Origin of the sequence: Geovibrio thiophilus, from assembly GCF_004087915.1 — a bacterium.
GTDB lineage: Bacteria > Chrysiogenota > Deferribacteres > Deferribacterales > Geovibrionaceae > Geovibrio > Geovibrio thiophilus.
In genome coordinates, this window is record NZ_CP035108.1 from 317,265 (window position 1) to 339,066 (window position 21,802).

At 48.6% G+C, this 21,802-nt stretch carries 17 protein-coding genes and 4 tRNA genes; 2 read left to right on the forward strand and 19 right to left on the reverse strand.

The annotated features are described in order from the left end of the window. Window positions 1-26 precede the first annotated feature (26 nt). The 6 genes from EP073_RS01450 to EP073_RS01475 all read right to left on the reverse strand — a co-directional run bounded on the left by EP073_RS01450 (window position 27) and on the right by EP073_RS01475 (window position 7,604). Window positions 27-1,232: an HDOD domain-containing protein gene (locus tag EP073_RS01450; protein WP_164885237.1), complete on the reverse strand. Its 1,206-nt coding sequence runs from the start codon at window positions 1,230-1,232 to the stop codon at window positions 27-29. Next, window positions 1,222-2,379 (reverse strand): sensor histidine kinase, encoded by a 1,158-nt coding sequence (locus EP073_RS01455; protein ID WP_128465400.1) that lies wholly within the window; start codon window positions 2,377-2,379, stop codon window positions 1,222-1,224. The genes EP073_RS01450 and EP073_RS01455 overlap by 11 nt, the downstream gene beginning before the upstream one ends. After that, window positions 2,372-4,507 carry an ATP-binding protein gene (locus EP073_RS01460; protein ID WP_128465401.1) on the reverse strand — a complete coding sequence of 712 codons (2,136 nt, stop codon included), beginning with the start codon at window positions 4,505-4,507 and terminating at the stop codon, window positions 2,372-2,374. Before EP073_RS01460 ends, EP073_RS01455 begins: the two co-directional genes overlap by 8 nt. A 17-nt stretch (window positions 4,508-4,524) precedes the next feature. Then, window positions 4,525-5,445 (reverse strand): ABC transporter substrate-binding protein, encoded by a 921-nt coding sequence (locus EP073_RS01465; RefSeq protein ID WP_164885238.1) that lies wholly within the window; start codon window positions 5,443-5,445, stop codon window positions 4,525-4,527. A gap of 40 nt (window positions 5,446-5,485) precedes the next feature. Next, entirely contained in the window at window positions 5,486-6,862 is a 1,377-nt protein-coding gene (locus tag EP073_RS01470; protein WP_128465403.1) for a sigma-54-dependent transcriptional regulator, read from the reverse strand. A 112-nt stretch (window positions 6,863-6,974) separates the two neighbouring features. Beyond that, window positions 6,975-7,604 carry an EAL domain-containing protein gene (locus EP073_RS01475; protein ID WP_164885239.1) on the reverse strand — a complete coding sequence of 210 codons (630 nt, stop codon included), beginning with the start codon at window positions 7,602-7,604 and terminating at the stop codon, window positions 6,975-6,977. A gap of 219 nt (window positions 7,605-7,823) precedes the next feature. Here EP073_RS01475 and EP073_RS01480 point away from each other — a divergent pair, with 219 nt between their 5' ends. Continuing rightward, complete coding sequence (locus tag EP073_RS01480) at window positions 7,824-8,717, forward strand: alpha/beta hydrolase (RefSeq protein WP_128465405.1); 894 nt, start codon at window positions 7,824-7,826, stop codon at window positions 8,715-8,717. On the opposite strand, the gene EP073_RS01485 is transcribed toward EP073_RS01480, so the two are convergent. The 5 genes from EP073_RS01485 to ilvA form a co-directional block, all read right to left on the reverse strand. Beyond that, complete coding sequence (locus EP073_RS01485; RefSeq protein ID WP_128465406.1) at window positions 8,714-9,433, reverse strand: SIMPL domain-containing protein; 720 nt, start codon at window positions 9,431-9,433, stop codon at window positions 8,714-8,716. The two genes, EP073_RS01480 and EP073_RS01485, sit on opposite strands and share 4 nt — an antisense overlap. 43 nt (window positions 9,434-9,476) lie before the next feature. Continuing rightward, window positions 9,477-10,319 (reverse strand): HAD family hydrolase, encoded by an 843-nt coding sequence (locus tag EP073_RS01490; RefSeq protein ID WP_128465407.1) that lies wholly within the window; start codon window positions 10,317-10,319, stop codon window positions 9,477-9,479. 76 nt (window positions 10,320-10,395) lie between these two features. Then, complete coding sequence (locus EP073_RS01495; protein WP_128465408.1) at window positions 10,396-11,241, reverse strand: DMT family transporter; 846 nt, start codon at window positions 11,239-11,241, stop codon at window positions 10,396-10,398. A gap of 39 nt (window positions 11,242-11,280) precedes the next feature. Further along, window positions 11,281-12,117 (reverse strand): AraC family transcriptional regulator, encoded by an 837-nt coding sequence (locus tag EP073_RS01500; RefSeq protein ID WP_128465409.1) that lies wholly within the window; start codon window positions 12,115-12,117, stop codon window positions 11,281-11,283. 49 nt (window positions 12,118-12,166) lie between these two features. Continuing rightward, window positions 12,167-13,363 (reverse strand): threonine ammonia-lyase, encoded by a 1,197-nt coding sequence (gene ilvA / locus EP073_RS01505; RefSeq protein ID WP_128465410.1) that lies wholly within the window; start codon window positions 13,361-13,363, stop codon window positions 12,167-12,169. Window positions 13,364-13,539: 176 nt separating this feature from the next. On the opposite strand from ilvA, the gene EP073_RS01510 reads away from it, so the two are divergent. Beyond that, window positions 13,540-15,633, forward strand: a complete 2,094-nt coding sequence (locus EP073_RS01510; RefSeq protein WP_128465411.1) for an Lcl C-terminal domain-containing protein — start codon at window positions 13,540-13,542, stop codon at window positions 15,631-15,633. Window positions 15,634-15,755: 122 nt separating this feature from the next. Here the strand turns inward: EP073_RS01510 and EP073_RS01515 are convergent, their stop codons facing one another. The 8 genes from EP073_RS01515 to EP073_RS01550 all read right to left on the reverse strand — a co-directional run bounded on the left by EP073_RS01515 (window position 15,756) and on the right by EP073_RS01550 (window position 21,575). Further along, window positions 15,756-16,889 carry a PQQ-dependent sugar dehydrogenase gene (locus tag EP073_RS01515; RefSeq protein ID WP_128465412.1) on the reverse strand — a complete coding sequence of 378 codons (1,134 nt, stop codon included), beginning with the start codon at window positions 16,887-16,889 and terminating at the stop codon, window positions 15,756-15,758. Between the two features lie 349 nt (window positions 16,890-17,238). Next, window positions 17,239-17,312: transfer RNA gene (locus EP073_RS01520), tRNA-Asp, on the reverse strand. Window positions 17,313-17,326: 14 nt separating this feature from the next. Continuing rightward, window positions 17,327-17,399, reverse strand: a tRNA-Val gene (locus tag EP073_RS01525). A 21-nt stretch (window positions 17,400-17,420) separates the two neighbouring features. After that, window positions 17,421-17,495, reverse strand: a tRNA-Glu gene (locus EP073_RS01530). Window positions 17,496-17,499: 4 nt separating this feature from the next. After that, a tRNA-Lys gene (locus tag EP073_RS01535) sits at window positions 17,500-17,572 on the reverse strand. A 411-nt stretch (window positions 17,573-17,983) separates the two neighbouring features. After that, window positions 17,984-19,270, reverse strand: coding sequence for an adenylosuccinate synthase (locus EP073_RS01540; protein ID WP_128465413.1), 1,287 nt, complete (start codon window positions 19,268-19,270; stop codon window positions 17,984-17,986). A gap of 14 nt (window positions 19,271-19,284) precedes the next feature. Then, window positions 19,285-20,409: an ATP phosphoribosyltransferase regulatory subunit gene (locus tag EP073_RS01545; RefSeq protein WP_128465414.1), complete on the reverse strand. Its 1,125-nt coding sequence runs from the start codon at window positions 20,407-20,409 to the stop codon at window positions 19,285-19,287. Beyond that, window positions 20,406-21,575: a pyridoxal-phosphate-dependent aminotransferase family protein gene (locus EP073_RS01550; RefSeq protein ID WP_241654026.1), complete on the reverse strand. Its 1,170-nt coding sequence runs from the start codon at window positions 21,573-21,575 to the stop codon at window positions 20,406-20,408. Before EP073_RS01550 ends, EP073_RS01545 begins: the two co-directional genes overlap by 4 nt. Window positions 21,576-21,802: the final 227 nt, after the last annotated feature.

Consider the following 21,802-nt stretch of genomic DNA (forward strand, 5'->3'; position numbering starts at 1 on the left):
TTACCAAGTGTATCTGCCGGAGCGGCTTATTTCCGCTCCGGCAGTATTTCTTTCAGCATTTCAGCCGTTTTCCCGACAGTTTCCGGGCTTATCAGCCCGCTGCCGCATGATTCATAGAAGCTTGTGTCCGTATCCCGTTGATGCTCCAGTGCCGCAGTTATGCGTGAAACAGCCAGTAGAGCGGCGGCAATAAGCCTGTTTTCAGGAGAAGCATCTTCCGGTTTCTGCTGATAGATCAAAACCTCAAGAGTGTCGAAGGGGATGTTGTACAATTCAAGAAAGTAACCCGTTATATGGGTGCTGAGATCTGTTTTGATATTGAGCAGCTCCTCCGCTTCTGCAAAAGAGCACGCATGTTCGGCAGCTGTTTTTAGTGTCTGTTCGTATCTTTCGGGTCTGAAGCAGAGAAGTATTATCTCCCCTATGCAGGAGAGCAGTCCGGCAGTGGATGCTATGCTTTTGTTATATTCCTGCCCGCTCTGGCGGAGGCAGAAGTCAACGCCTTTATTAAGTATCAGTCCTTTTCTGAATACGGCGGCAAGCTTTGCTTCACTCACGCAGCAGTTTATCTGCTCTGCCATTTTATACATAAGGACAATTTCCCGTACTGCGTTGAGACCTATCATAAGCACTGTCTGCTCAATAGTCGTGTAAGCTTTGCCGCCGTAAAACACCGAGTTGCCTATCTGCATGATTTTTGCCGTGAGAGAGACATCCTCTTTGAAAATATTCGTTAAGACATCCACAGACGCGCCGCTTTCTATCGCCTTGTCCAGCCTCAGATAAATATCAGGGAGACTGGGGAGTTTTTCTATCCGGCTGAAAACGGTTATGAGCTCTCTGTCCTTTATGCGCTGCATGGTGGATATTATGTGGACAAGCCTTTCCGGAAGGTTGTAGGCGTTCCAAGGTTTTTTGAAATATGCCATGGCAATGCCTTTCCCTATGGCGTGTGTTATTGCGTCTGTTTCCACATAGCCGCTGAGTATGGCCCTGAAAGTGTACGGATACTGCTCTTTGATCTGCGTAAGAAGCTGGATGCCGTTAACATCGGGCATTTTGTAATCGCTCAGGATCAGATCCACCTTGTGCTCTGACATTATCTTCAGCGCCTCAGCAGCACCGCAGGCAGTCAGCACTTTGACCCTGCTTCCGAAGAACCGTCTTTTAAGGGAATTGAGTATATTCTGCTCGTCGTCTACGATAAGAATTGTTCCTGCTTCATGTTCCATCTGAACCTGCCGTTTCATCAATCATGGGGATACGGAATGAGAACACCGCACCGCCGTTCGGATTATTTTCTGCGCTTATACTGCCCTTGTGTTTATTGACTATTATATCATATGAGACATTAAGACCGAGACCGGTTCCTTCTCCGATCGGTTTTGTGGTAAAAAAGGGTTCAAAAACTCTGTCCGCGCTTTCAGGCTTTATCCCCGGACCGTCGTCTTTGATTGAGCAGCAGGCGAAACCGTCTTCCTCCCACGTTTTTATTACAATCAGCCCCATTGCCGCTTTTTTCTGCTGTTTTATTGCCTGCACAGCGTTAAGGAGAATATTGAGGAGCACCTGACTTATCTCGCCCGTATTGAATATGAATTCAGGCAGATCGCCTGCCTCTGTTATAACCTCTGCCGTAAACTTAAATTCGCTTTTCGCTATTGATACAGTGTTTGCCACTGCGTTATTGAAGCTTCCGCGTTTAAGCCTGTTGGCATCAGAGCGGGCAAATGCAAGAAGATTTGCCACAATTCCTGTGATCCTCCTGAAACCTTCTTCAGATTCTGTGAAAATATCCTCAGTGTCAGAGATGATCTCATCAATTCTGTGGGCAGACTTTGCTTTTTCAAATGCTGCGGAGTCTGATATTCTGCCCGCCTCTGAGATAAAAGCGCGTATTTCCGAGGCGTAGTTTTTAAGAACATCAAAATTACATGAAATAAAGCCTATGGGGTTGTTAAGCTCATGGGCTATACCGGCTGAAAGCTGACCTATAGCTGCCAGTTTTTCCTGACGGAAAAGAGCCGCCTGCGGAATTTTTATCTGGCTGCATGTGCATAATTTGTTGCGGTGAATAAGCTCTTTCAGCTCTGTGATCTCCTGTCTGTATTTTCTTTCCCTTATCTCAAGCTCCATTATCCGTGCAAAAATTTCTGCGTCTTTAAGAGAGAAGTTTTCGGATATTTCGGTAATTTTTAAGAGCCTCTCATCTATACATATGTATATTGCGCCTGAGCCGGTTTTTCCTGCTTCTGCCCTGTCTATAACTTCCGCTTTGCAGCCGGCTGTTTCCATAAAATGGTTCAGCGCGTCCTTGATGTATTCGTCAGTGCGGTTTTCTGCTGTACTGATATTTTGTATCATCCATATATCAGACATGTTCTCCTCCGGTTTTGCTTTCTGCTCCCGTTACAGGCAGCATTAGTGTAAATTTGGCGCCGTTTTCATTTTCGGCGGCGAGAATCCCTTTATGTTTATTGGCAATAATATCGTATGAAATGCTGAGTCCGAGCCCGGTGCCCTTGCCCGGTGCCTTTGTGGTAAAGAACGGATCAAAGATCCTGTTCAGAAGTTTTTCCGGTATGCCCCCGCCGTTATCTTTTATCGTGCAGACAACATAGTCCTCTTCCAGAGCTGTTTTTATCTCAATACGTCCGTCCGCTGTGCTTTTTCCTTCGGAAGCCAGAGACTGAGCGGCGTTTACTATAATATTCAGAAGCACCTGATTTATTTCCCCGCCGTTTACAACAAGAAGAGGAAGATCTTCGGACAGATCGGTTATGACTTCTGCGACATACTTAATTTCGTTTCTGGCTACTTTCAGAGTATTTATAACACCTTCATTAAGATTGTAGCCTGCGCTGGCACTGTCTGTGTCTATTCTTGAGAAATCCCTGAGGCTGTTTATAATTGACGTCACTCTGGAGAAGCCGTGGTCGGACTCTCGGAAGATCTCCTTCGCGTCGTTTATTATGTACTCCATCTGGTACTCCTCCCTGATATGTCCGATCCTTTCCGAAAGCCGTTCTGTGATCTCGCCCGGATACTGCCTTCCCTCAGAGTCTTTAACGGTTCGTATTATTTCGGCTATATAGAGGGTTGTTGCTTCATAGTAACTTTTCAGCACATCAAAATTGCTTGAGATAAAGCCTATGGGATTATTGAGTTCATGTGCAACTCCGGCGGCAAGCTGACCTATGGAGGCGAGTTTTTCCTGCTGGAGCATTCTTGTCTGAGTCATGGTGAGCATCTTGTTGAGCTTTTCGGACTCCTCATAAAGCTTCTGCAATTCAATGTGCGATTCAAAAAGCTCCTTAGTGCGCTCCTGAACAAGGGTTTCCAGATGTTCTCTGTGAAGCTCAAGCTCCTCTTTAAGTTCATATATCCGTGTGATGTCGTACCAGATGTCTATGAACTCCACTACCTCACCGTTTGTATCGCAGATTGGGTTGACAGTGGCGTTTACATAGTATTTTCTGCCGTCTTTGGACACATTTTCTATTACATCATTCCATATGAAACGGTTAAGAAGTGTTTCCCAGTAGTCAATAATATCCTCTGTGTTCATTTTGTAGCTTCGCAGATTGTTGATCGGCTGACCAATGATCTCTTCATGAGAGTAGCCGGACATTTCGTAAAACTTTTTATTGGCGTAAGTCACCCTGCCGCTTATGGAGGAGCGTATAACAATAACGCTTTCGTCTATCGCCTTGAGGTATTCCTCAAGGTTTTTGTTAATGCGCTTCAGTTCATCATTTTTGCGGGAAATTTCAAAGGACATGGTATTCAGCCCTTCGGCAAAGCTGCCCAGTTCGTCATGACGGATGATTTCAATGTTTACTCCGTAGCTGCCGCGGGATATCATGTCTATGGCGTTTTGATATTTTTTCAGCGGTTTAAGTATCATACTGTTTATGAGAAAAAACAGACAGAGAGTGACAAGAACAGACACTATCACGTACTGAGTAATGAAAAACTCCATATACTCTTTGTAGGTCCTGCCAATAAATGCCTTGTCGACCTGAAGGTACAGCACAGCCTGAGTAATGCTTCCTGAATCTTTGTCATAGGATGGACCGGTTACAGGTATGGCAGCCTCAAAAACACCTTCGGAAGAGAACCCTTTTTCTATAAGGCTGTTTTCCTCAAGTATCTTGCCGACTATGCCTGTGCCGCACTCCGCTCCGACTTCCGGCGGGTTGCTGCTGGCTATTACGATGTTTTTGCCGGAGCATATTCTCAGCACGTTTATAAATCGGTTTGAGCCTGTATTCTCGACAAGCCTCTGGAGTGATCTGTAATCCTCATTTCTCAGCAGAGACGCCACTGACCAGTCAAGGCTGGTCAGGCTTAGTACCGCGGTTTCCGCTGTCCGTGTTTCCGCTTTTTTCATTATGCTGCCCTGAAGAAAATACACAGAGGAGGCGCCCACAGCAAATATCATGAGCACAGTGAAAAAAGGAAGTTTTATGAAAAGCGAGTATCTCCGTCTGAACATTTTTGTCATATACTTTCCTCATTCCCTCAGGGGAGAAAATCTGTTACCGCTATGTTTTCATAATCGGTATGTTTGATTCCCAGAAAGTCTGCTATTTCGGTTACCACTTCCACAAAGTTTTCAGACGAGGGAATGCTTCTGTTTTCCTCAGCGGTGAAAAAACGGAAGCTCCGGTAAAATGCGGCAAAATCTTCGGGAGTCATTTTTTCATTGGCTGCCATGAGCCCGAAAGATTCTTCCGGATTGGCAAGGATATATGCCTGTGCTTTATACCATGCCGTTATTATTGTCTTTATTTCTTCCGGTCTGTCGTTAATAAGCTTTTGGGAAGCCATGAGAGTGTCCGTCATATACCCGGGCAGTTCCTTTGCTGTTGAGATTATTTTCCCTCCGCCGTTTGAAGCAGCCTGAGAAAGATAAGGCTCATATGTGTACACTGCGTCAGCCTCATTATTTATGAAATGGTCACGTCCGTCCGCAGCGGAGGAGTTCAGCAGGTTTACATCCGAAAGACTTATCCCTGCCTGTTTGAGTGTTTTATACAGAAGAAAGTGTTCATCCGTGTTGATCTCAACGGCGATTGTTTTGCCGCGCAGCTCACTGACTGAGGATATGCCGTTTTTCACTGTCAGTCCGTCACCGCCGTCTATGGTATCAGAGGAGAGAACTATCTTCGCCTGTTCGCCTTTGTCCAGAAAGTACAGGGCATTAAAATAAGTTGCGTGGGTGATGTCTGTATTGCCGAGATACAGGGACTTCATGTTGTCTGTCCATGCGGAAAACCGCACAATCTGAACCGGCACATCGCCGAAATAGCCCTGCTGCTGTGCAACGTACCAAATCTCGCACGGGGGCCATCCGTTTACACCTATTCTGACAGGAGTATCATCCTTTTTACAGCTTGTTAACAGAATTAAAGTAATAGTGATTATTATTGGATATTTCATATTATCTCCTTGCATTCTGATATGCAAGGACTGTGCCAGTTTATTCTTTTTTCTGCATATTCAGTCTTCTGTTAAATGCCTGCCTGCTGAGCCCTACAATCGCTGCGGCATCTTTCTGGCTGCCTTTTGTTTCTTCCAGAGCTTCGTTAACCAGAGCGTCTGTCACTTGTTTTATAGTGGGCAGAAAACCAAAGACATCGGTTAATTTAAGCCGGGCTTTCTTTTCACCTGAAACCTCTTTTATATTAAGTCTTTCGGTTATGGTATCAAAAAGGGTTCTGCCGATTTTCTGCTGCAATGCGGCGTCTTCCATTATGCTTTTCAGTTCCCTGACATTTCCGGGGAACCGGTAGGCTAAAAGCAGTTCGAGAGCTCTTTCGTCAGGTCTGTCGGGGATCTTAAGCTCTTTTGCCGCGCCGGAGTAAAAAAAGCGTGCCAGAAGGGGTATGTCCTTCTTCCGCTCCCGCAGCGGCGGAACATCTATCCTGTATGTGCTGAGCCTGTAGTAGAGGTCATTCCTGAAACCTTTGTCCAGCAAGGCTTCCGGTGTTCTGTTCATCGCGGTTACTATCCGTGCGCTGCTTTTTTTCGCAGCATCACTGCCCAGCGGGTAGTATTCACCCGTCTGCAAAAGCCGCAGAAGCTTTATCTGGCTGGCTTCCTGAAGGTCGCCTATCTCATCGAGAAATATTGTTCCTCCGGACGCAGTTTCGATCAGCCCGCTTCGTGCCTTATCCGCTCCGGTAAAGGCTCCTTTCGTATGACCGAAAAGCGTGTCGGAGAAGACCGAGTCATCAATGCCTGACACATCAACGGAAACATATTTTCCCTCCCGCCCGCTGCATAAATGAAGCGATTCAGCCATCAGTTCTTTGCCTGTTCCGGTTTCACCGCATATGAGCACCGGTTTTGATGTAGGGGCTATTGCCTCCGTATAGCGGAAGTTCTTCTTCATGGTTTCGTCGAGGGTGAGTATCTTTTCAAAGCAGTACGGTTTTTCAAGCTCGTTTTTGAGCAGGTGCCGAGTTATGGAGTCCAGCTCCTCTTCCAGCGACTTGAGGCGGAAGAGGTTTTCAAGGGTTGCATTCAGCCTGTTGCGATCAATCGGTTTGGTAAGATAGTCATAGGCGCCCATACGGAGATACTCAACGGCGGTTTCTGTGCTGTTTTCCCCTGTTACTATTATTACAGGAACCGACGGGGCGGACGCTTTAACAGCCATAAGGCATTCTCTGCCATCCGGCTTGGGCATGTTGAGATCAAGCATTACAAGATCATATTCCCGTATTTCCTGACTTCTGAAAGCTATGCTTCCGTCGGCTGAAATATCCGCAGAATAGTCCCCCAGCGTGGTGAGCATCCTTTTGAGAGCCTTAAGGAAGAATATATCATCATCTATTATGAGAATTTTACGCATATATCACCCCTGCTTAATTATAAGCTATGTTCAGCAAAAAATTAAGCTGAACCGGGCATAAAAAAAGACGGCTCAGCACCGTCTTTCTTTTAATTCTGTCTGAAAAGATATTTTATACAGCCGCAGTTGCCGCTCTGCTCACGTTTTTCAGTTTTTTTGAAGGCATGTAGAAACCCTGAAAAAAATCCGCGCCCAGTTCTTTCATCAACGCGAAATCGTCTTCATTCTCAACCTTTTCAGCGATTATCACTGAAACGTAATTCCTCAGCTCGCTTATAAGTGATTTCAGATATGCTGCTGAACTGCCGAAGAATGTTTTATCAATTTTGACTCCGTGTGGTTTCAGCTTATACACTGCTTCCATATTTGCGTAGCCTGTGCCGAAATCATCAAGAATAAGCATATGCGAAAAGGGCTTGGCACAATCTATAAAGTCCTCGGAATAACGTCCTTTCTCAGTTATTTCTATGAAAAAATTGGAAGGAAGAAAGGGGAGCTCATTACAGATTTTCTCTATGGCAGCGGGTGAGAGGTTCATAGTCCAGAAAAAATTGTTTGAGTGCACATATGAAGTATGCAGCCTTTGCTTATTCATCATTGTGTGGAACAGGAAGCATTCCAGCTCGGTATTTTCCGAAGCAAAAAGAATCTGATTCGGTATTCCTGTATCTGCCAGAATCTCACATCCGGATACTTTCAGTGACGAACCGCTGAGAGAGTAGATTTTTTCAGATTTAAACATAAAGACCTCCTTAATACGGGTATGGTTTATTGTGTATGTATCTTTACAAACAAGAAGCATGCCAAAATTGAGACAGTTTTTGTATTATTAAAAAAGTTAACAGAGAGGAGCGCGTTGTTCAGTTTAAAATTGTTTTATCCCTAAGATTAAGTATAATGCCTAAAACTTTCGGAATCCCGCCATGAGGCATACCAGAGGATCTTTTGTGAGGCTTCATCCATGTTCAGATATGCTTTCTTGGCGCTGTTTCTGTTTGTTTCTTCCGCCCTTGCGGGGTCTGCTCCGTACAGTTTTGAAACCCTGAAATTCTCATCTGCCGATGGGGAGAGAAACTATCGTGTCATAGTGGGTGTTCCGTCCTCCGTTGCTCCCTCGGAAGGCTATCCTGTCCTGTATGCTCTTGACGGCAATGCCGCGTTTGCGGATTTCAGTGAGGGTATTCAGAAGAGGCTTGCGGAGGAAGGGGCGCCTGTGGTTGTGTTCATAGGCTATGAGACTGAGGAGCGCTTTGATGTGGATTCGAGAGCATATGACTACACCCCGCCCGCAGATGACGGCAGACCGTTTCCCGATGCTCTCAAAAAAAGCCGCATGAACGGCGGTGCCGCACATTATTTTGAACTCATAGAAAAACAGATAAAACCCTCAGTTGAAAAGCTTGCGTCCATAGATAAGACAAAACAGACGCTCTGGGGGCATTCGTACGGCGGGCTGTTTGTGCTTTATGTGCTTACCTCGTCGCCCGCCAGTTTTCAGGCATATGCCTCTGCGGATCCCTCTCTCTGGTGGAACGGCGGAGCGGTGCTGAGGGAATCGGAAGCTTTCGCCGCCGCGCTGTATGAGTTTAAAGATCTTAAGCTGCTTATTATGAAAAGCGGGCTGGAGAGGAAGCGCCCCGAACGCTCGGAAGGGGAGCATGCCAAGGCGTATGATGCCCGTGTGAAGGCGGTGAGTTCTGTCCCGGCGGATGCTGCGAAGACGGCGGCATACCGTTTCGCGTCAGTAAAAGGCATTTCTGTTCAATACAGGGAGTATCCGCAGTTATCCCACGGACCGCTGCTTCCTGTATCGTTTTACGCGGCGCTCAGGCTGGCTCAGGGTTATATGGATTAATCCGAGAGGTAATACTCCACGGTGGAAACCACACGGAGGCTTTTTATGTGCGGGTTGTTGGTGTCACGGGCGCTTATCGTGAACTGCCCCTGAGAGGCGCTTTTTATCTTGCCAAGTCTGCTGCCCGAGTCTCCGGCAAACTTCTGGGCGACTTCCCGCGCCGCCTTGGTTGCTTCCTCTATCATCTGCGGCTTGACTTCGTTCAGGCGGGTGAATATGTATTCTGCGGGAGCTTCATATTCGTTTCCGGTGAGCACAAGCCCCTCCTTGCCCAGTTCGCCTGTCTGCGTCATGAGCGAGCGCACCGACTCAACCTTCGATGAGTAAACCGTTACCGCCTGCCGTGACGTGTAGCGGTATTCAGGTCTGCGGTCTGTGCCGTACTGGTTTGCGTATACATCGGAAATGGCGGGAACAGAGACGCTTATTTCGCTTTCATTCAGTCCGTTGTTCAGAAGGAAGGCTTTTATTTTGGAGACATTCCTCTCCATCTCTATGTAAAGCTTGGTGATGTCGTTTTCCGCCACGCTGAATTTCAGTGTCCAGATTACAACATCAGCGGGGTATTCCCTTTCGGAAAGCCCTTTGACGGCGACTGTTCTTTCAAATGATTTATATTTTAAGGCGGCTGAAGCGAGCTGCCAGCCTAGTATGCCGAGCCCCAGCATTATGAATATGCCGAGGATGAATGCCGCTGAGTCAGTTTTTCCGTTCATGATAAATCTCCATGATGAAGTTTAGCACTCCGGGATGCGCTTTTCACGGTATTTTTCCCAGCGCTTTCAGGGCGGAATCGGCGGCTATTTTGTCTATTACCGCTTTCACCGTGATTTCTATTGATGAACCGGCGGAATAATCAGCAGCGCAGGCGAAATTCACTCTGCCTTCTGCGATAAGCTTGTCCGTTCGTGCTTTTGCGCCCTTTTTCTTCGGCGGGAAGACCGCTATGGAGTGCCCGTTCTGCTCCTTGACGAGACGGAAACATGGAATATCCGTCTCTCCGTCGCCGACGAAGATCATGTTTTCAAACGGCACGGGGCGTTCATCCTGCGGGAGATACTCGTTTACCTTATGATCGTCATAAACGTTCAGCACGCCTTTATTTATGCGGAAGAGAAACTGTGTCTTGGTGGTGTAGTTCACTGCGAGAGCAGGCCATACGGCGATTCCGTTATGATCGTAAACGAAGGATGAGGCGTAAATCGCTTTAAACTCATCCGCTATGGGTGTCCCCTCTATCATCTCCTTAATACCGGAGGAGATTATGTAATGCTCGACAATTATATTCTTTGATTTTCCGTAATCGTTTATCCGCCGGAACCAGTCTGTGACTCCTGCAAAAAGCCGGACAGATCTGCCGTAGTCCACAAAATTCTCTCTGCGGACGGAGACCCGCGCCGCCTGCGCTTTGTCCAGCATCTGCTTCATGTATATGAGGATTCTGTCTGCATTGTGTTTTACTGTCTCTGATGATGTTTCCTTCCAGAAATCAGCCGTGGTCATACCCACTTTCGGAACGAAGTCATATTCCTGCATATTTCCCGGGGCGAGGGTTCCGTCAAAGTCGTAGGCTATAGCCATTGTCACTGTCTTTTTTGCCATGCTGCACCGTAAGTTCCTTGATATTCAGTTTATACGATGAATGAAGGAAATGGAAGAGAGATGGCAGCTTTTGTAGTTAGCGCCTTTTTCCCGTAAGGATTATGGCGGCGGACACGAGAACCAAGCCGTAAAAATGTTTGGGCAGAAACGGCTCACCTAAGAAAACTACTCCCGTTAATGCCGCGCTGACGGGCATTACAGCGGTATATGCCGATGCGGCGGATGCCTGAACATACTTTATTCCCTCCAGCCAGAGCAGGTAGGCTGCGGCGGTTATGAATACTCCGTAGTAGCCGATCACCGCATATTCCCTCACTGTCAGCGCAGTCATTTCCCCCGCGGCGGGAAATGCGAAGAAGAACATTCCCGCAAGCGACAGATAAAGCGACAGGGAGGTTGTGGATATATCAGTCTTGATCACTCGCCGCATTATCAGAAAAAGTGATTCAGAGAGCACCGCGGCGAACACGAAGAGCAGTCCCGCTGTGTCCGCTTCGATTTCCCCTGATTCCGCGCTGGCGATTATCACACCCGCCGCGGCTATGCAGGAGGCAGTGATTTTTACCCTGTCCGGCTTCTCCCTCAGCAGAACAAAGGATAAAACAGTCAGCATAACAGGCGTGAAGCCTGAGATTATGCCGGATGTCACAGCGGAGACGGTTTTAAGCCCTTTGAGCAGAAAAACATTAAACAGAACAGAACCGAGAAGCGCCTGCGAACAGACCAGAAACGCGGCTCCCGCTGACAGACGGGCGGGGCGCTCTTTTCTCATAACCATAAACAGGTACAGAACTGCGCTCCCCACGGCGAAGCGGAGAAACATGGAAAGGCTGACAGGTGTATTTACAGTTATGAATTTACCGGCAGTAACCGAACTGCCGACAATGAGCATCGCCGAAGCGAGATAAAGATGATATTTCACGGGCTAACCCCCTCTTATGAGGGAGTATCCTCTTTATGCTCAGTAAGCTATAGTACGCAGTTGCTGAAAAGTTTTCGGAGTTGTGCCGAAGAAGCGGCGGAACCGTTTTGTCATGTGGCTCTGGTCGGCATATCCCGCTTCACTTGCTGCCTCAGCCGGAGTAAGTCCGTTCTCAAGGAGTTTTCGGGCGTATATCGCCCTGCGCACAGAGGCGTATTCGTGAGGAGTGAGTCCCGTGTCCGCCTTGAAAGAGCGTATGAAGTGAAAAAGACTCAGACCTGCCGTGTCCGCCAGCTCCCGTCCAGTGATGTTTTCGGTTATGCGGTCGTTGATAAAGTCTTTTACGGTGCGGAGCCTGCTTCCGAGGCGGCAGGTTTTCACTCCCTGCGGCTTTTTATCGGTATGGGCGATTACCGAAGCCATAAGCGTACATGCTGCCGAGTCTTTCTCAAGGGCGCTGCTTTCAGGATCTGCTGTAATTTCAGTGTAGCGGAGTATCTCAGAGGCGAGGCTTCCGTCTTCAATCACTCCGTTTGTTATGTACGGTGTTCTGTTCTGTGCGGATATATCATGAAACGCATTGGAAAAAACCGATTCGGCAAAATACAGCATGCGGTATGTCCAGCCGCTGCCTTCTGCGGGGCAGCCGTCATGGGGTTCATCGGGGTTTACCGTGTTGACAAGCCCCTTCCCCGCTATGAGCCTTTCACCTCTGTAATTGAATGAGAGAGTTCCGGAGGTGATTACTCCCACACCGAACCCCTCATGGAAGTGCTTGGCAAAGCGGGTGTTTATCATCTGCGCCCTCATCACTTCGATTCGTCCGTAGGGGCTGTCTGTTCCGGTGAGTACAATATCTGCTGTTTCCATATCCATAAGCTTATCCCTGAGCGGATCTCTTTTCTTGTACGGAATTGCTGTTATTTTAAACCAGCCTTGTTACCTCATACAGCGCGCTGAGGCGTTCCATGATCTGCTCTATGTGCTCAAAGCCTCTGGTTTCAAGGGATATGTTGACCCTGCTGCGGCTGAGGGGAATGTTGTGGTCATTGCGGATGTGGACTATTTCGTGAATATTCGCGTTCAGGCTGCTTATTTCTCCCGAGAGCGCAGTCAGAGCGCCCGGAACATCGGGGAGGATGATTGCGACTGTCATAAAGCGTCCGGTTGCCGTCATCCCGCGGCTGATTATGCGGTTAATGGTGGTTACGTCTATATTGCCGCCGGAGACCACGAGCACGGTCTTTTTCCCCGCAATGTCAAGCTTGCCGGCAAGAAGCGCCGCCAAAGGAGCCGCCCCCGCACCCTCCACAACCAGTTTGGCTCTTTCGATATATTCAAGTACGGCAAGGGCTATTTCGTTTTCGGAGACGGTTATCATCTCGTCAACACAGTTCTGGCAGCAGCGGAAGGTGAGATCGCCGACCTTCTTAACGGCAATACCCTCTGCGAATGTGAAAGATGACGCGAGGCTTACCACACGTCCTTCGGAAAGGCTGCTGACCATTCCCGCCGCCTCTTCCGCCTGAACGCCGATTATCTTTATCTCCGGACGGGTGTTTTTAACATATTCCGCGATTCCCGAAATCAGCCCGCCGCCGCCCACAGGGACGACAATCTGGTCTATATCGCTTTTTTCGCTGAGTATCTCATAGGCTATAGTGCCCTGACCGGCTATAACATCCGGATCATCAAAGGGGTGTATGAACTGCAAACCTCTTTCTTTGGCTAGGGTCACCGCATGCTTGTAGGCGTCTTCAAACGAGCGCCCGAAAAGAATCACTTCTGCGCCGTAACCGCGGGTATTGTTCACCTTTACCATGGGCGTGAACTCGGGCATTACAATAACAGCCTTGAGTCCGAGGCTTTTGGCGCTGAACGCCACGCCCTGAGCATGGTTTCCGGCGGAGGCGGCTATCACGCCGTCTTTACATCGGTCTATGTTTTTCAGGATGCAGTTGAGCGCGCCGCGTATCTTGAATGAGCCTGTGCGCTGAAGGTTTTCCAGCTTGAAGTAGATGTCCGCTCCTGTCATTTCGGAGAAATTGTTGGAGTAATACAGCGGCAGGTGCTTGATATAGTTTTTGATTCGTCCGTAGGACTCGGTTATTTCATACAGCATCCGAATATATTAGATTATCCCGCTTCTTTGACAAGAGAAAAATAAGCAAAGCCGTTTTCGTTTTAATTGACAGAAATGAAAATCAGTTGCTGTTTATTGATGAAACCGATGATTAACAGTGTTAAGATAATTTATTACGAGTTCTGGAGCGTAAGGTGTCAGGAATCTTCCGACTTTTGGCACTTGTCCTCGTGATGGGCTTATACGGATGCGGCGGCGACAGCAGCAAGGAAACCGCTAATCCGTACAAAGGCTACTACGCCGGAGTTTATTCAAACTCTTCAGTATCAGGCGCGTGGAGCTTTACTGTTAATTCGGGCGGAAATATAACAGGTATAGCCGAGGACAATGTGTATTCTTATGCACTTACGGGCAGTGCGGAACCGGACGGAAAGGTATCAGTAACAGGAGCAGCGGGCGAGGCGGCAAATGCTGCCGTTCGGCGCTCATTTGTTTCAGATCTTGGGGATGTGGTTATCTCCTTTGATTTTGAAATAGACTCCGGCAGCATCACAGGAGTATGGGAAAGGAGCGATAATCAGTCGGGCTCTTCAAACGGACTGAAAATCGGCGGTGAAGGGACAGCACCGGCGAACAGCGCTCCGCAGATAAGCGGAACACCCATGACCGGAATTACGACAGGGGGCAGCTATTTCTTTGTTCCTAACAAATTTGACGCTGATAACGATACCCTCATTTTCAACATCTTAAACAAGCCTGACTGGGCGGAGTTTGACGACTCCACAGGCGCTCTCTCGGGCACGCCGGAATCTGCCGGCATCAGCAGCGGAATAACAATCACAGTGTCAGACGGTAACGGAGGCTTTGATTCTCTGCCCCCGTTCAGCATTACCGTTGAGGCTGCGAACACTCCGCCTGTAATTTTCGGGACACCCCAGACATCAATAACTGCGGGCAGTGCCTACTCTTTCACTCCCGCGGCATCCGATGCCGATATGGACTCTCTTGTCTTCGACATTGCAGGCAAACCTTCGTGGCTGGATTTCAGCACGGCCACGGGCAATCTTTCCGGCACACCCACAAACGCAGACACAGGGACAACAGGCAGCATCGTGATAAGCGTGACTGACGGCAGGAGTGATCCTGTCTCGCTTGCGCCGTTTACGGTCACGGTGAATTTTCTGAATTCGCCGCCGTCAATAAGCGGAACTCCGTCGGCTTCGGTTTCCGCTGTTGAGGCAGTCTACAGCTTTTTACCCGCGGCAAGCGATCCCGATGCGCATAACCTGACTTTCAGCATTCAGAATATGCCTGACTGGGCAAGCTTCAGCACCACCACAGGCGCGCTGACAGGTTCGCCGAAGAAAAACGATGCGGGAGTGTACGAGGGAGTAGTGATCAGTGTCAGTGACGGTCACGGCGGAACGGATTCACTGGACGGATTCAGCATAACCGTCACTGCCAAAGTGATTAAGACGGGGCAGACTGCCGATTATGTCGATTATGATGATTCTTATTACTCAAAAGGCTTAGAAATGGGCTACAGCAGAACAGGGAATATCGTGACAGACAACATCACCGGTCTGATGTGGCAGGATGACGCTGAAGCAGTGTCGATAACCGAAGACTGGTTTACCGCACCTGCTTATTGTGAGGCTCTTGAGCTGGACAACCACACTGATTGGCGTCTGCCGAATATTCTTGAGCTTGAAAGTCTCGTCGACTTCGGAAGATACTCGCTCGCGCTGAATCCCGTGTTTCAGAATGCGGCTTCGGAGCCCTACTGGACAACCGGAGACAATGCAGTCGAAAATAGCTTCGGCTGGAGCGTGAGGTTTCAGGATGGCGGAAGCAACTATAGTGTCAATGCTTCCGACAAATCAGCTCTGAAAAATATCCGTTGTGTCCGTGGGAAAGAGATGGGCAAAGGGGTTTTTACAAGGGATGCAGACAATGAAACTGTCACAGATTCCGTAACTCTGCTTATGTGGCAGGATGATGCTGAAGCGGGTTCGCTGACTTACGGCTGGAGCGCGGCTCTGATCTACTGCGAAGCTCTTGAGCTTGGCGGATACGCAGACTGGCGTATGCCGAACATAAAGGAGCTCAAGTCTATCGTTGACTATGAAAGAGGTGATCAGTCCATTGATCCAGCGTTTGAGCATACTGCAAATACCTATTACTGGTCATCGACAACCTTTGCCCTTGATTCACAGGGCGCATGGTTCATAAACTTTTATGACGGCAACGACAGGAACTACGTTAAAACCCATATTTACAACATCCGCTGCGTAAGAGATGCGGATTAGTTATCTGATAAGCACACTAAAAGCATCGAAGACCTGCTCATTCGGGCAGGTCTTTTTTTGTACGCACAGACAAAAAGGTTTATATAATCAGCATCTTATCTTACGGAGTTAAGTCAATACCCTTATTCCGCTGCCTGAGACTGTGAGGCGGCTTCCAGCCGCAGAAGGCGTCCGTTTTTGTTATCGGTAAGCAGATAAATCCGCCCGTCCGGTCCCTGACGAACATCCCTGATGCGTTCTCCCAGTTCCTTGAGCAGGCGTTCTTCTCCTGCAATTTTTCCCTCTGCCAAGGTCAGTCGTATCAGGGATTTTCCCGCGAGTGCTCCAGTGAACAGATTTCCTTTCCACGCCGGAAACATGTCCCCTGAGTAAAACATCAGTCCGCTGGGAGCTATTGAGGGATTCCAGTAATAGAGCGGTTCACGGAAGCCGCGCGAGGCATGCGCATCCGGAATGGGTAAGCCCGTATAATGGGAACCGTAACTGGCTTCCGGCCAGCCGTAGTTGACTCCCGCTTCTGTGATGTTAACTTCATCGCCGCCTTTCGGACCGTGTTCGATTGTCCATAGCTTACCTGTGGCGGGATCCAGTGTTGCGCCCTGAACATTGCGGTGTCCGTATGACCAGATCTCAGGTAAGGCGCCTGCACTGAGGATAAAGGGATTTCCTTGAGCGGGAGAGCCGTCCGTCTGGATACGTACAACCTTGCCTAAATGACTGTTAAGCTCCTGTGCCTGTCTGCTGTGATCAAACCGTTCCCCCAGAGTGATAAAGAGTGTGCCGTCACGAGCCATTACCAGACGGGAACCCCAGTGATTGTTACCGGTAACCTTAGGCTGCTGACGGAAGATCACCCGAACATTTTCCAGTGACTCGCCCTTTAGTTCTGCTTCGGCAACCGCCGTGCCGATCAGACCGTTTCTTTCCTCTGAGAATGAGAAATAGATCAAAGGACGCCGGGCAAACTGCGGATCTGCAAGAACATCCAGCAATCCTCCCTGCCCCTGAACATAGATCGGCGGCAGACCGCGCAGAGGTGCGGAAAGAACCCCCTCACGGGAAACCAGCCGCAGCCTGCCGGATCGTTCAGTAATCAGAATTCTGCCGTCCGGCAGAAAAGCCAAGCCCCAAGGATGCTCCAATCCGGATACGACAGTCGAAACCCGCAGGGAACCGGCGCTGGATGGGAAGTTCTGAGCCTCTGTCCAAGATACGCTCCACAACAGGCAGGTGATTATTAAAAGAAAGTACCGCATAAAAACCTCCTTCCGTCAGTGCCGGTTTATACATGCCGACTCTTATATAAAATCTAAGTACTGAAGCCCGGTATGTACACCTTAATTTTGGCGGCAGCAAATCGGAGGAGGTAAAGTGCGGCAAGCCGCTGCATCATTTCAGTCAAAAAACTGCGCGGAAAAAGGGAGCCGCTTCTCTATGGACTTGATAAGGAAGAAATCAACACTATTATTGCCATAACTGCCCATCTTTAGGGGCTGCCTGTTGTTTTTTATCTTGTGCCGATTTTTTTGACAGAGATTAATATAATGAAATGTGCCAAAAAGAAAGCCAACCACATATGTGGTTGGCTTTCTTAGGTTTTAAAAGCGGGGACGAAGGGGCTCGAACCCTCGACCTCTGGCGTGACAGGCCAGCGTTCTAACCAACTGAACTACGCCCCCATTGGTTTGTGGAGTGGGCGGTGCAGGGATCGAACCTGCGACCCTCGGCTTGTAAGGCCGATGCTCTCCCAGCTGAGCTAACCGCCCGGGAATTTTAATTTATCTAAGCGTCCCTTAGGGGATTCGAACCCCTGTCGCCGCCGTGAAAGGGCGGTGTCCTAGGCCGGGCTAGACGAAAGGGACAAAATGAGCCATGTTGGACTTGAACCAACGACCCACTGCTTAAAAGGCAGTTGCTCTACCGACTGAGCTAATGGCTCTCTCTGCTCGCAAGTGCATTTTTCACAAGCGGGAATTGGGTTATAACAAAATCCGCTAATCTTTGTCAACGACTTTTTTTAAAAAATTTCAATTATTTTCGGGGGACTTTCTTCAGCTTTTGAAACCACCGAAAACACTGAACTTGAAGGACTAATCTACATTAAACTTCGGCTTCTGTCACGAAAAAAATGTGAAGAAAAAAAGTTATATTCAGAGGGAAAAAACCGTCTCCGGTTAGAGAGACGGCAGAGGTTGTTGACAAAGGCGCAAAAAGCTGAGACTGCCACGCCGCTTTGCTTCCAGCAGTAACATAACTTACTGTTATTACATGCGAAGTGAAGCAATCTCATCTGTCTGAGCCGTCTCCGGTTCAGGAAACGGCGTCCATTTTATTTTATCAGGTTAAAAGGTTAAAATACATCCTCAATCAGCATGGTTTCTTTTCTGTCCGTACCGACTGATACGAGGCAATAGCTTATGCCTAGGAATTTTTTTATAAAGTCCAGATAAGCTTTTGCGTTTTTGGGCAGTTCGTCATAATTCTGGATTTTCGATATGTCTTCGTTCCAGCCGTCAAAAACTTCATAAACAGGTTCGCATGTCTCCAGATTTTTGATTTCAGGAGGGAAAACCGCTGTCACTTCGCCGTTTATTTTGTAGCCGACGCATACTTTCAGCTTGGGCATTCCGGTGAGAACGTCAAGCTTGGTGAGGGCTATATGCGTGATGCCGTTCACTATTACGCCGTATTTAACAGCCACGAGATCCTGCCAGCCGCATCTGCGGGGTCTGCCCGTGGTGGCGCCGTATTCGTTGCCGACTTTGCGGAGTCTTTCACCGTCTTCGTCAAAAAGCTCTGTGGGGAAGGGTCCTCCGCCCACTCTTGTGGTGTAGGCTTTGAGAACGCCGACAATTTTATTTATTTTAACGGGTGAAAGCCCCGTTCCTGTGCATGCGCCGCCCGCTGTTGAGCTGCTGGATGTGACAAAAGGGTATGTACCGAAGTCAACGTCAAGGAGTGAGCCCTGAGCGCCTTCCATCATCACTTTTTTGCCGGAATCATAAAGCTCGTTAAGGAGGTATTCCGTTTCAGCTATGAAAGGGCGAATCTGCTCCGCGTAACCGAGGTATTCCTCATATATGGCGTCCACATCAAGCTTGTCGGAGCTGTATTTCTGCTCAAGGAGGAAGTTCGCCTCCTTAACGTTCTGCTCCAGCTTCTCACGGAAGACTTCCTTATCGAAAAGGTCGCATATGCGGATACCGTTTCTTGCTGCTTTTTCGGCATAAGTGGGACCAATTCCCCTGCCTGTGGTGCCGATTTTTTTACTGCCCTTAATCTCCTCTCTCAGACGGTCTATTATGCCGTGAAAGGGGAAGATAACATGGGCTCTTTTGCTTATGTAAAAGCCTTTGCCGAAGGTAACGCCTTTTGTTTTGAGATCGTTCATCTCGTCAAGGAGCGCTTTCGGATCTATTACAACACCGTTGCCGATGATGTTGATTTTTTCTCCGTGCATAATGCCTGAGGGGATAAGGTGAAGGACGTATTTCACGCCGCCGATGACCACTGTGTGACCGGCGTTGTGTCCGCCGGAATAGCGGGCAACCACATCCGCCTTCTCCGTGAGAATATCGACAATTTTACCTTTCCCTTCATCACCCCACTGGGCGCCGAGAACTACAGTACAGCTCATTTCAACCTCGCAAATTAAAGGATTTGTCCTATTTCGTAAAATTCGAGAAATTTATCTCTGTTTTCATTATTTTCCACATAGAGAACCGTTTTACCTTCGGTTCTCAGCTTCTCCGCCTGAGCCTGATCACCCGTCATATAATCGAAGGAGACCTTAACTTCGGAGGGTTTATCCACATTTATAATCTCTTCCACGTAAAATGCCATTCCGCAGGCAGGCACATTAAAGTCAAACTTTCCGGCGAGGTTGTCATACCTGCCGCCTGTGCCTATTTTGGAGCCTATGCCTCCGTGAAGGATTTCAAATGTGAGTCCCGTATAGTAATCGTACCCTTTACACTCCGATGCGTCAAACACCAAAGCCTTTTCATCTATACCCATTTCAACGAGTCTGTCAAAAAATTTTTCAATATATGAAACTCTTGCCCCGATCTCGTCATTCGGTGAGGATTCATAAAGTTCTTTTAAGACCTCTCTCCCGCCGTATGCGAAGGGGATCGACTTAAGGAATTTTTTTGTTTTGTCATCCATGGCGGACGAATCGATTACCTGCTTCATGCGGTCAAGATTTTTGGCAGAAAGCGCCCTGAGAAACTCTTCCCGCAGATCACCTGCCAGCTTAAGAAGCTCCGAGTTGAACTTCATGTCACCTATGACATATCTGTGTCCGCTGAGGTTGAGAGCCTTTATGCCTCTTTCGGCTATGAGGAGCAGCTCAATATCACCCGTCATTTCCTCCAGACCGAAAAGCTCGCACCCTACCTGTGTCTTTTCGGATTTTATTCCCTTGTCCATGTTTACATTTCTGAACACTCTGCCCCTGTAGCCGAGGCGGATAGGCAGAGGATAGTTATTCATGTAATTGGCGGCATATCTGCACACCTGCGGGGTGAAGTCCGGACGCAGAACAAGGGATTTGCCCGTGTTGCGGTCTATGAAGCGGATGATGTGCTCATCGCTGAACCCCTGCGTGGTTCCGGAGAGCATGTCATAATAGTCGTATATCGGCAGGAAGATCTCAATGCAGCCATAGGCACTGAGAACATCCCTGAGTGCCGATTCTATCTCGTTCAGCTTTTTGGAACGCAGGGGAGCCATATTTGTAACGGCGGAAGCGAGCATATTTTTTTTCATCATCATTTCCCGATGTAGTCTTCAAGGATCGTTTCGGCGGCTCTCACTCCGCTGCCGAGCTCAACTTCCACGCCGAATTTGCGCAGACCCATCTCAAGGGCGCTTATGCCTATTATGGTGTCGAATGCGTCATGGTAGCCGAGGGTCGAGATGCGCATTATTTTGCCTTTCAGGTGATCCTGTCCGCCTGCGTAGGTTACGCCGACTTTCTCACGCATGAACTTGATGAACTTGCCTCCTTCAAACCCTTCGGGCAGATAGAAGCCGGTGGCGGAGTTGGCGGGCATGTCCTTGGCGAGAAGCCTGAAACCAAGCGCCTGAACTGCCGCTCTTGTCGCCTGTCCGTTTATTTCGTGCCTTGCGTACACATTTTCCAGCCCCTCCTCAAACATCATATCCAGAACTTTGTCCAGACCGATAATAAGAGAAATGGCGGGGGTGTATGCTGTGGTGGAGTCCTTATGCGCTTTAAGTTCTTTAGCGAGATTAAGGTAGTATCTGGGGTTTTTTACTTTCTGGGTTCTTGCCCACGCCTTCCGGCTGAGCGCTATAAGCGCAAGCCCGGGAGGGAGCATGAACGCTTTCTGCGAGCCTGTGACAAGAACATCTATTCCCCATTCATCCATGCGGGTGTCGTAAACGCCCACCGACGTGATGCCGTCTACTATGAAGAGGGTGTCGTCATATTTTCTTATAACTTCCGCCAGCTCCTTAATAGGGTGGCAGGCTGTAGTGGATGTTTCGCTCCCCTGTACAAAAACGCCTTTGGTATCAGGGTTTGCACGGAGGAATTCTTCCACAGCTTCGGGCTTGACGGAGGAACCCCACTCAAGCTCTATCTTGTGGACATCCATGCCGAAAGCCCTGCATATATCGCCCCAGCGCTGACCGAACTTGCCCGCGTCTATTATCAGAACCTTTTCGCCGATGTTTACAGTATTGATTATAGCCGCTTCCATCGCTGCCGTACCGCTGCCCGCCAGCATGAGGACTTCCTCTTTTGTTCCGAATACTTCGGGAAGGCGTCTGCGGACATTATCAAAAATTGCCGAGAATTCCGATGTCCTGTGGTGGATAATAGGACGTGCCATCTCAAGCAGAACAGTTTCAGGAACAGGTGTGGGACCCGGCGCAAGAAGATATTTTTTAAGCATGAAAACCTCGTATTTCATTTCATCAATCCGCGCGTCCTGCCGGATTGATGTATACACTCGCGGCAGGGTAAACCTGCCTTCGTTTCGCACGGCGCAGCCCCATCCATGGGGCTGTATTTATGTTATCCGGTATTAACGCCGGAAGATTCCTGATAGTTTTCTTATTTTCATCAATCCGCGCGTCCTGCCGGATTGATGTATACACTCGCGGCAGGGTAAACCTGCCTTCGTTTCACACGGCGCAA

Excerpts from the sequence above, each read along its gene's own strand:
- EP073_RS01450 (WP_164885237.1), bottom strand. The coding sequence starts at position 1,232 with ATGGAACATGAAGCAGGAACAATTCTTATCGTAGACGACGAGCAGAAT.
- EP073_RS01455 (WP_128465400.1), bottom strand. The coding sequence starts at position 2,379 with ATGTCTGATATATGGATGATACAAAATATCAGTACAGCAGAAAACCGC.
- EP073_RS01460 (WP_128465401.1), bottom strand. The coding sequence starts at position 4,507 with ATGACAAAAATGTTCAGACGGAGATACTCGCTTTTCATAAAACTTCCT.
- EP073_RS01465 (WP_164885238.1), bottom strand. The coding sequence starts at position 5,445 with ATGAAATATCCAATAATAATCACTATTACTTTAATTCTGTTAACAAGC.
- EP073_RS01470 (WP_128465403.1), bottom strand. The coding sequence starts at position 6,862 with ATGCGTAAAATTCTCATAATAGATGATGATATATTCTTCCTTAAGGCT.
- EP073_RS01475 (WP_164885239.1), bottom strand. The coding sequence starts at position 7,604 with ATGTTTAAATCTGAAAAAATCTACTCTCTCAGCGGTTCGTCACTGAAA.
- EP073_RS01480 (WP_128465405.1), top strand. The coding sequence starts at position 7,824 with ATGTTCAGATATGCTTTCTTGGCGCTGTTTCTGTTTGTTTCTTCCGCC.
- EP073_RS01485 (WP_128465406.1), bottom strand. The coding sequence starts at position 9,433 with ATGAACGGAAAAACTGACTCAGCGGCATTCATCCTCGGCATATTCATA.
- EP073_RS01490 (WP_128465407.1), bottom strand. The coding sequence starts at position 10,319 with ATGGCAAAAAAGACAGTGACAATGGCTATAGCCTACGACTTTGACGGA.
- EP073_RS01500 (WP_128465409.1), bottom strand. The coding sequence starts at position 12,117 with ATGGATATGGAAACAGCAGATATTGTACTCACCGGAACAGACAGCCCC.
- ilvA (WP_128465410.1), bottom strand. The coding sequence starts at position 13,363 with ATGCTGTATGAAATAACCGAGTCCTACGGACGAATCAAAAACTATATC.
- EP073_RS01515 (WP_128465412.1), bottom strand. The coding sequence starts at position 16,889 with ATGCGGTACTTTCTTTTAATAATCACCTGCCTGTTGTGGAGCGTATCT.
- EP073_RS01540 (WP_128465413.1), bottom strand. The coding sequence starts at position 19,270 with ATGAGCTGTACTGTAGTTCTCGGCGCCCAGTGGGGTGATGAAGGGAAA.
- EP073_RS01545 (WP_128465414.1), bottom strand. The coding sequence starts at position 20,409 with ATGATGATGAAAAAAAATATGCTCGCTTCCGCCGTTACAAATATGGCT.
- EP073_RS01550 (WP_241654026.1), bottom strand. The coding sequence starts at position 21,575 with ATGAAATACGAGGTTTTCATGCTTAAAAAATATCTTCTTGCGCCGGGT.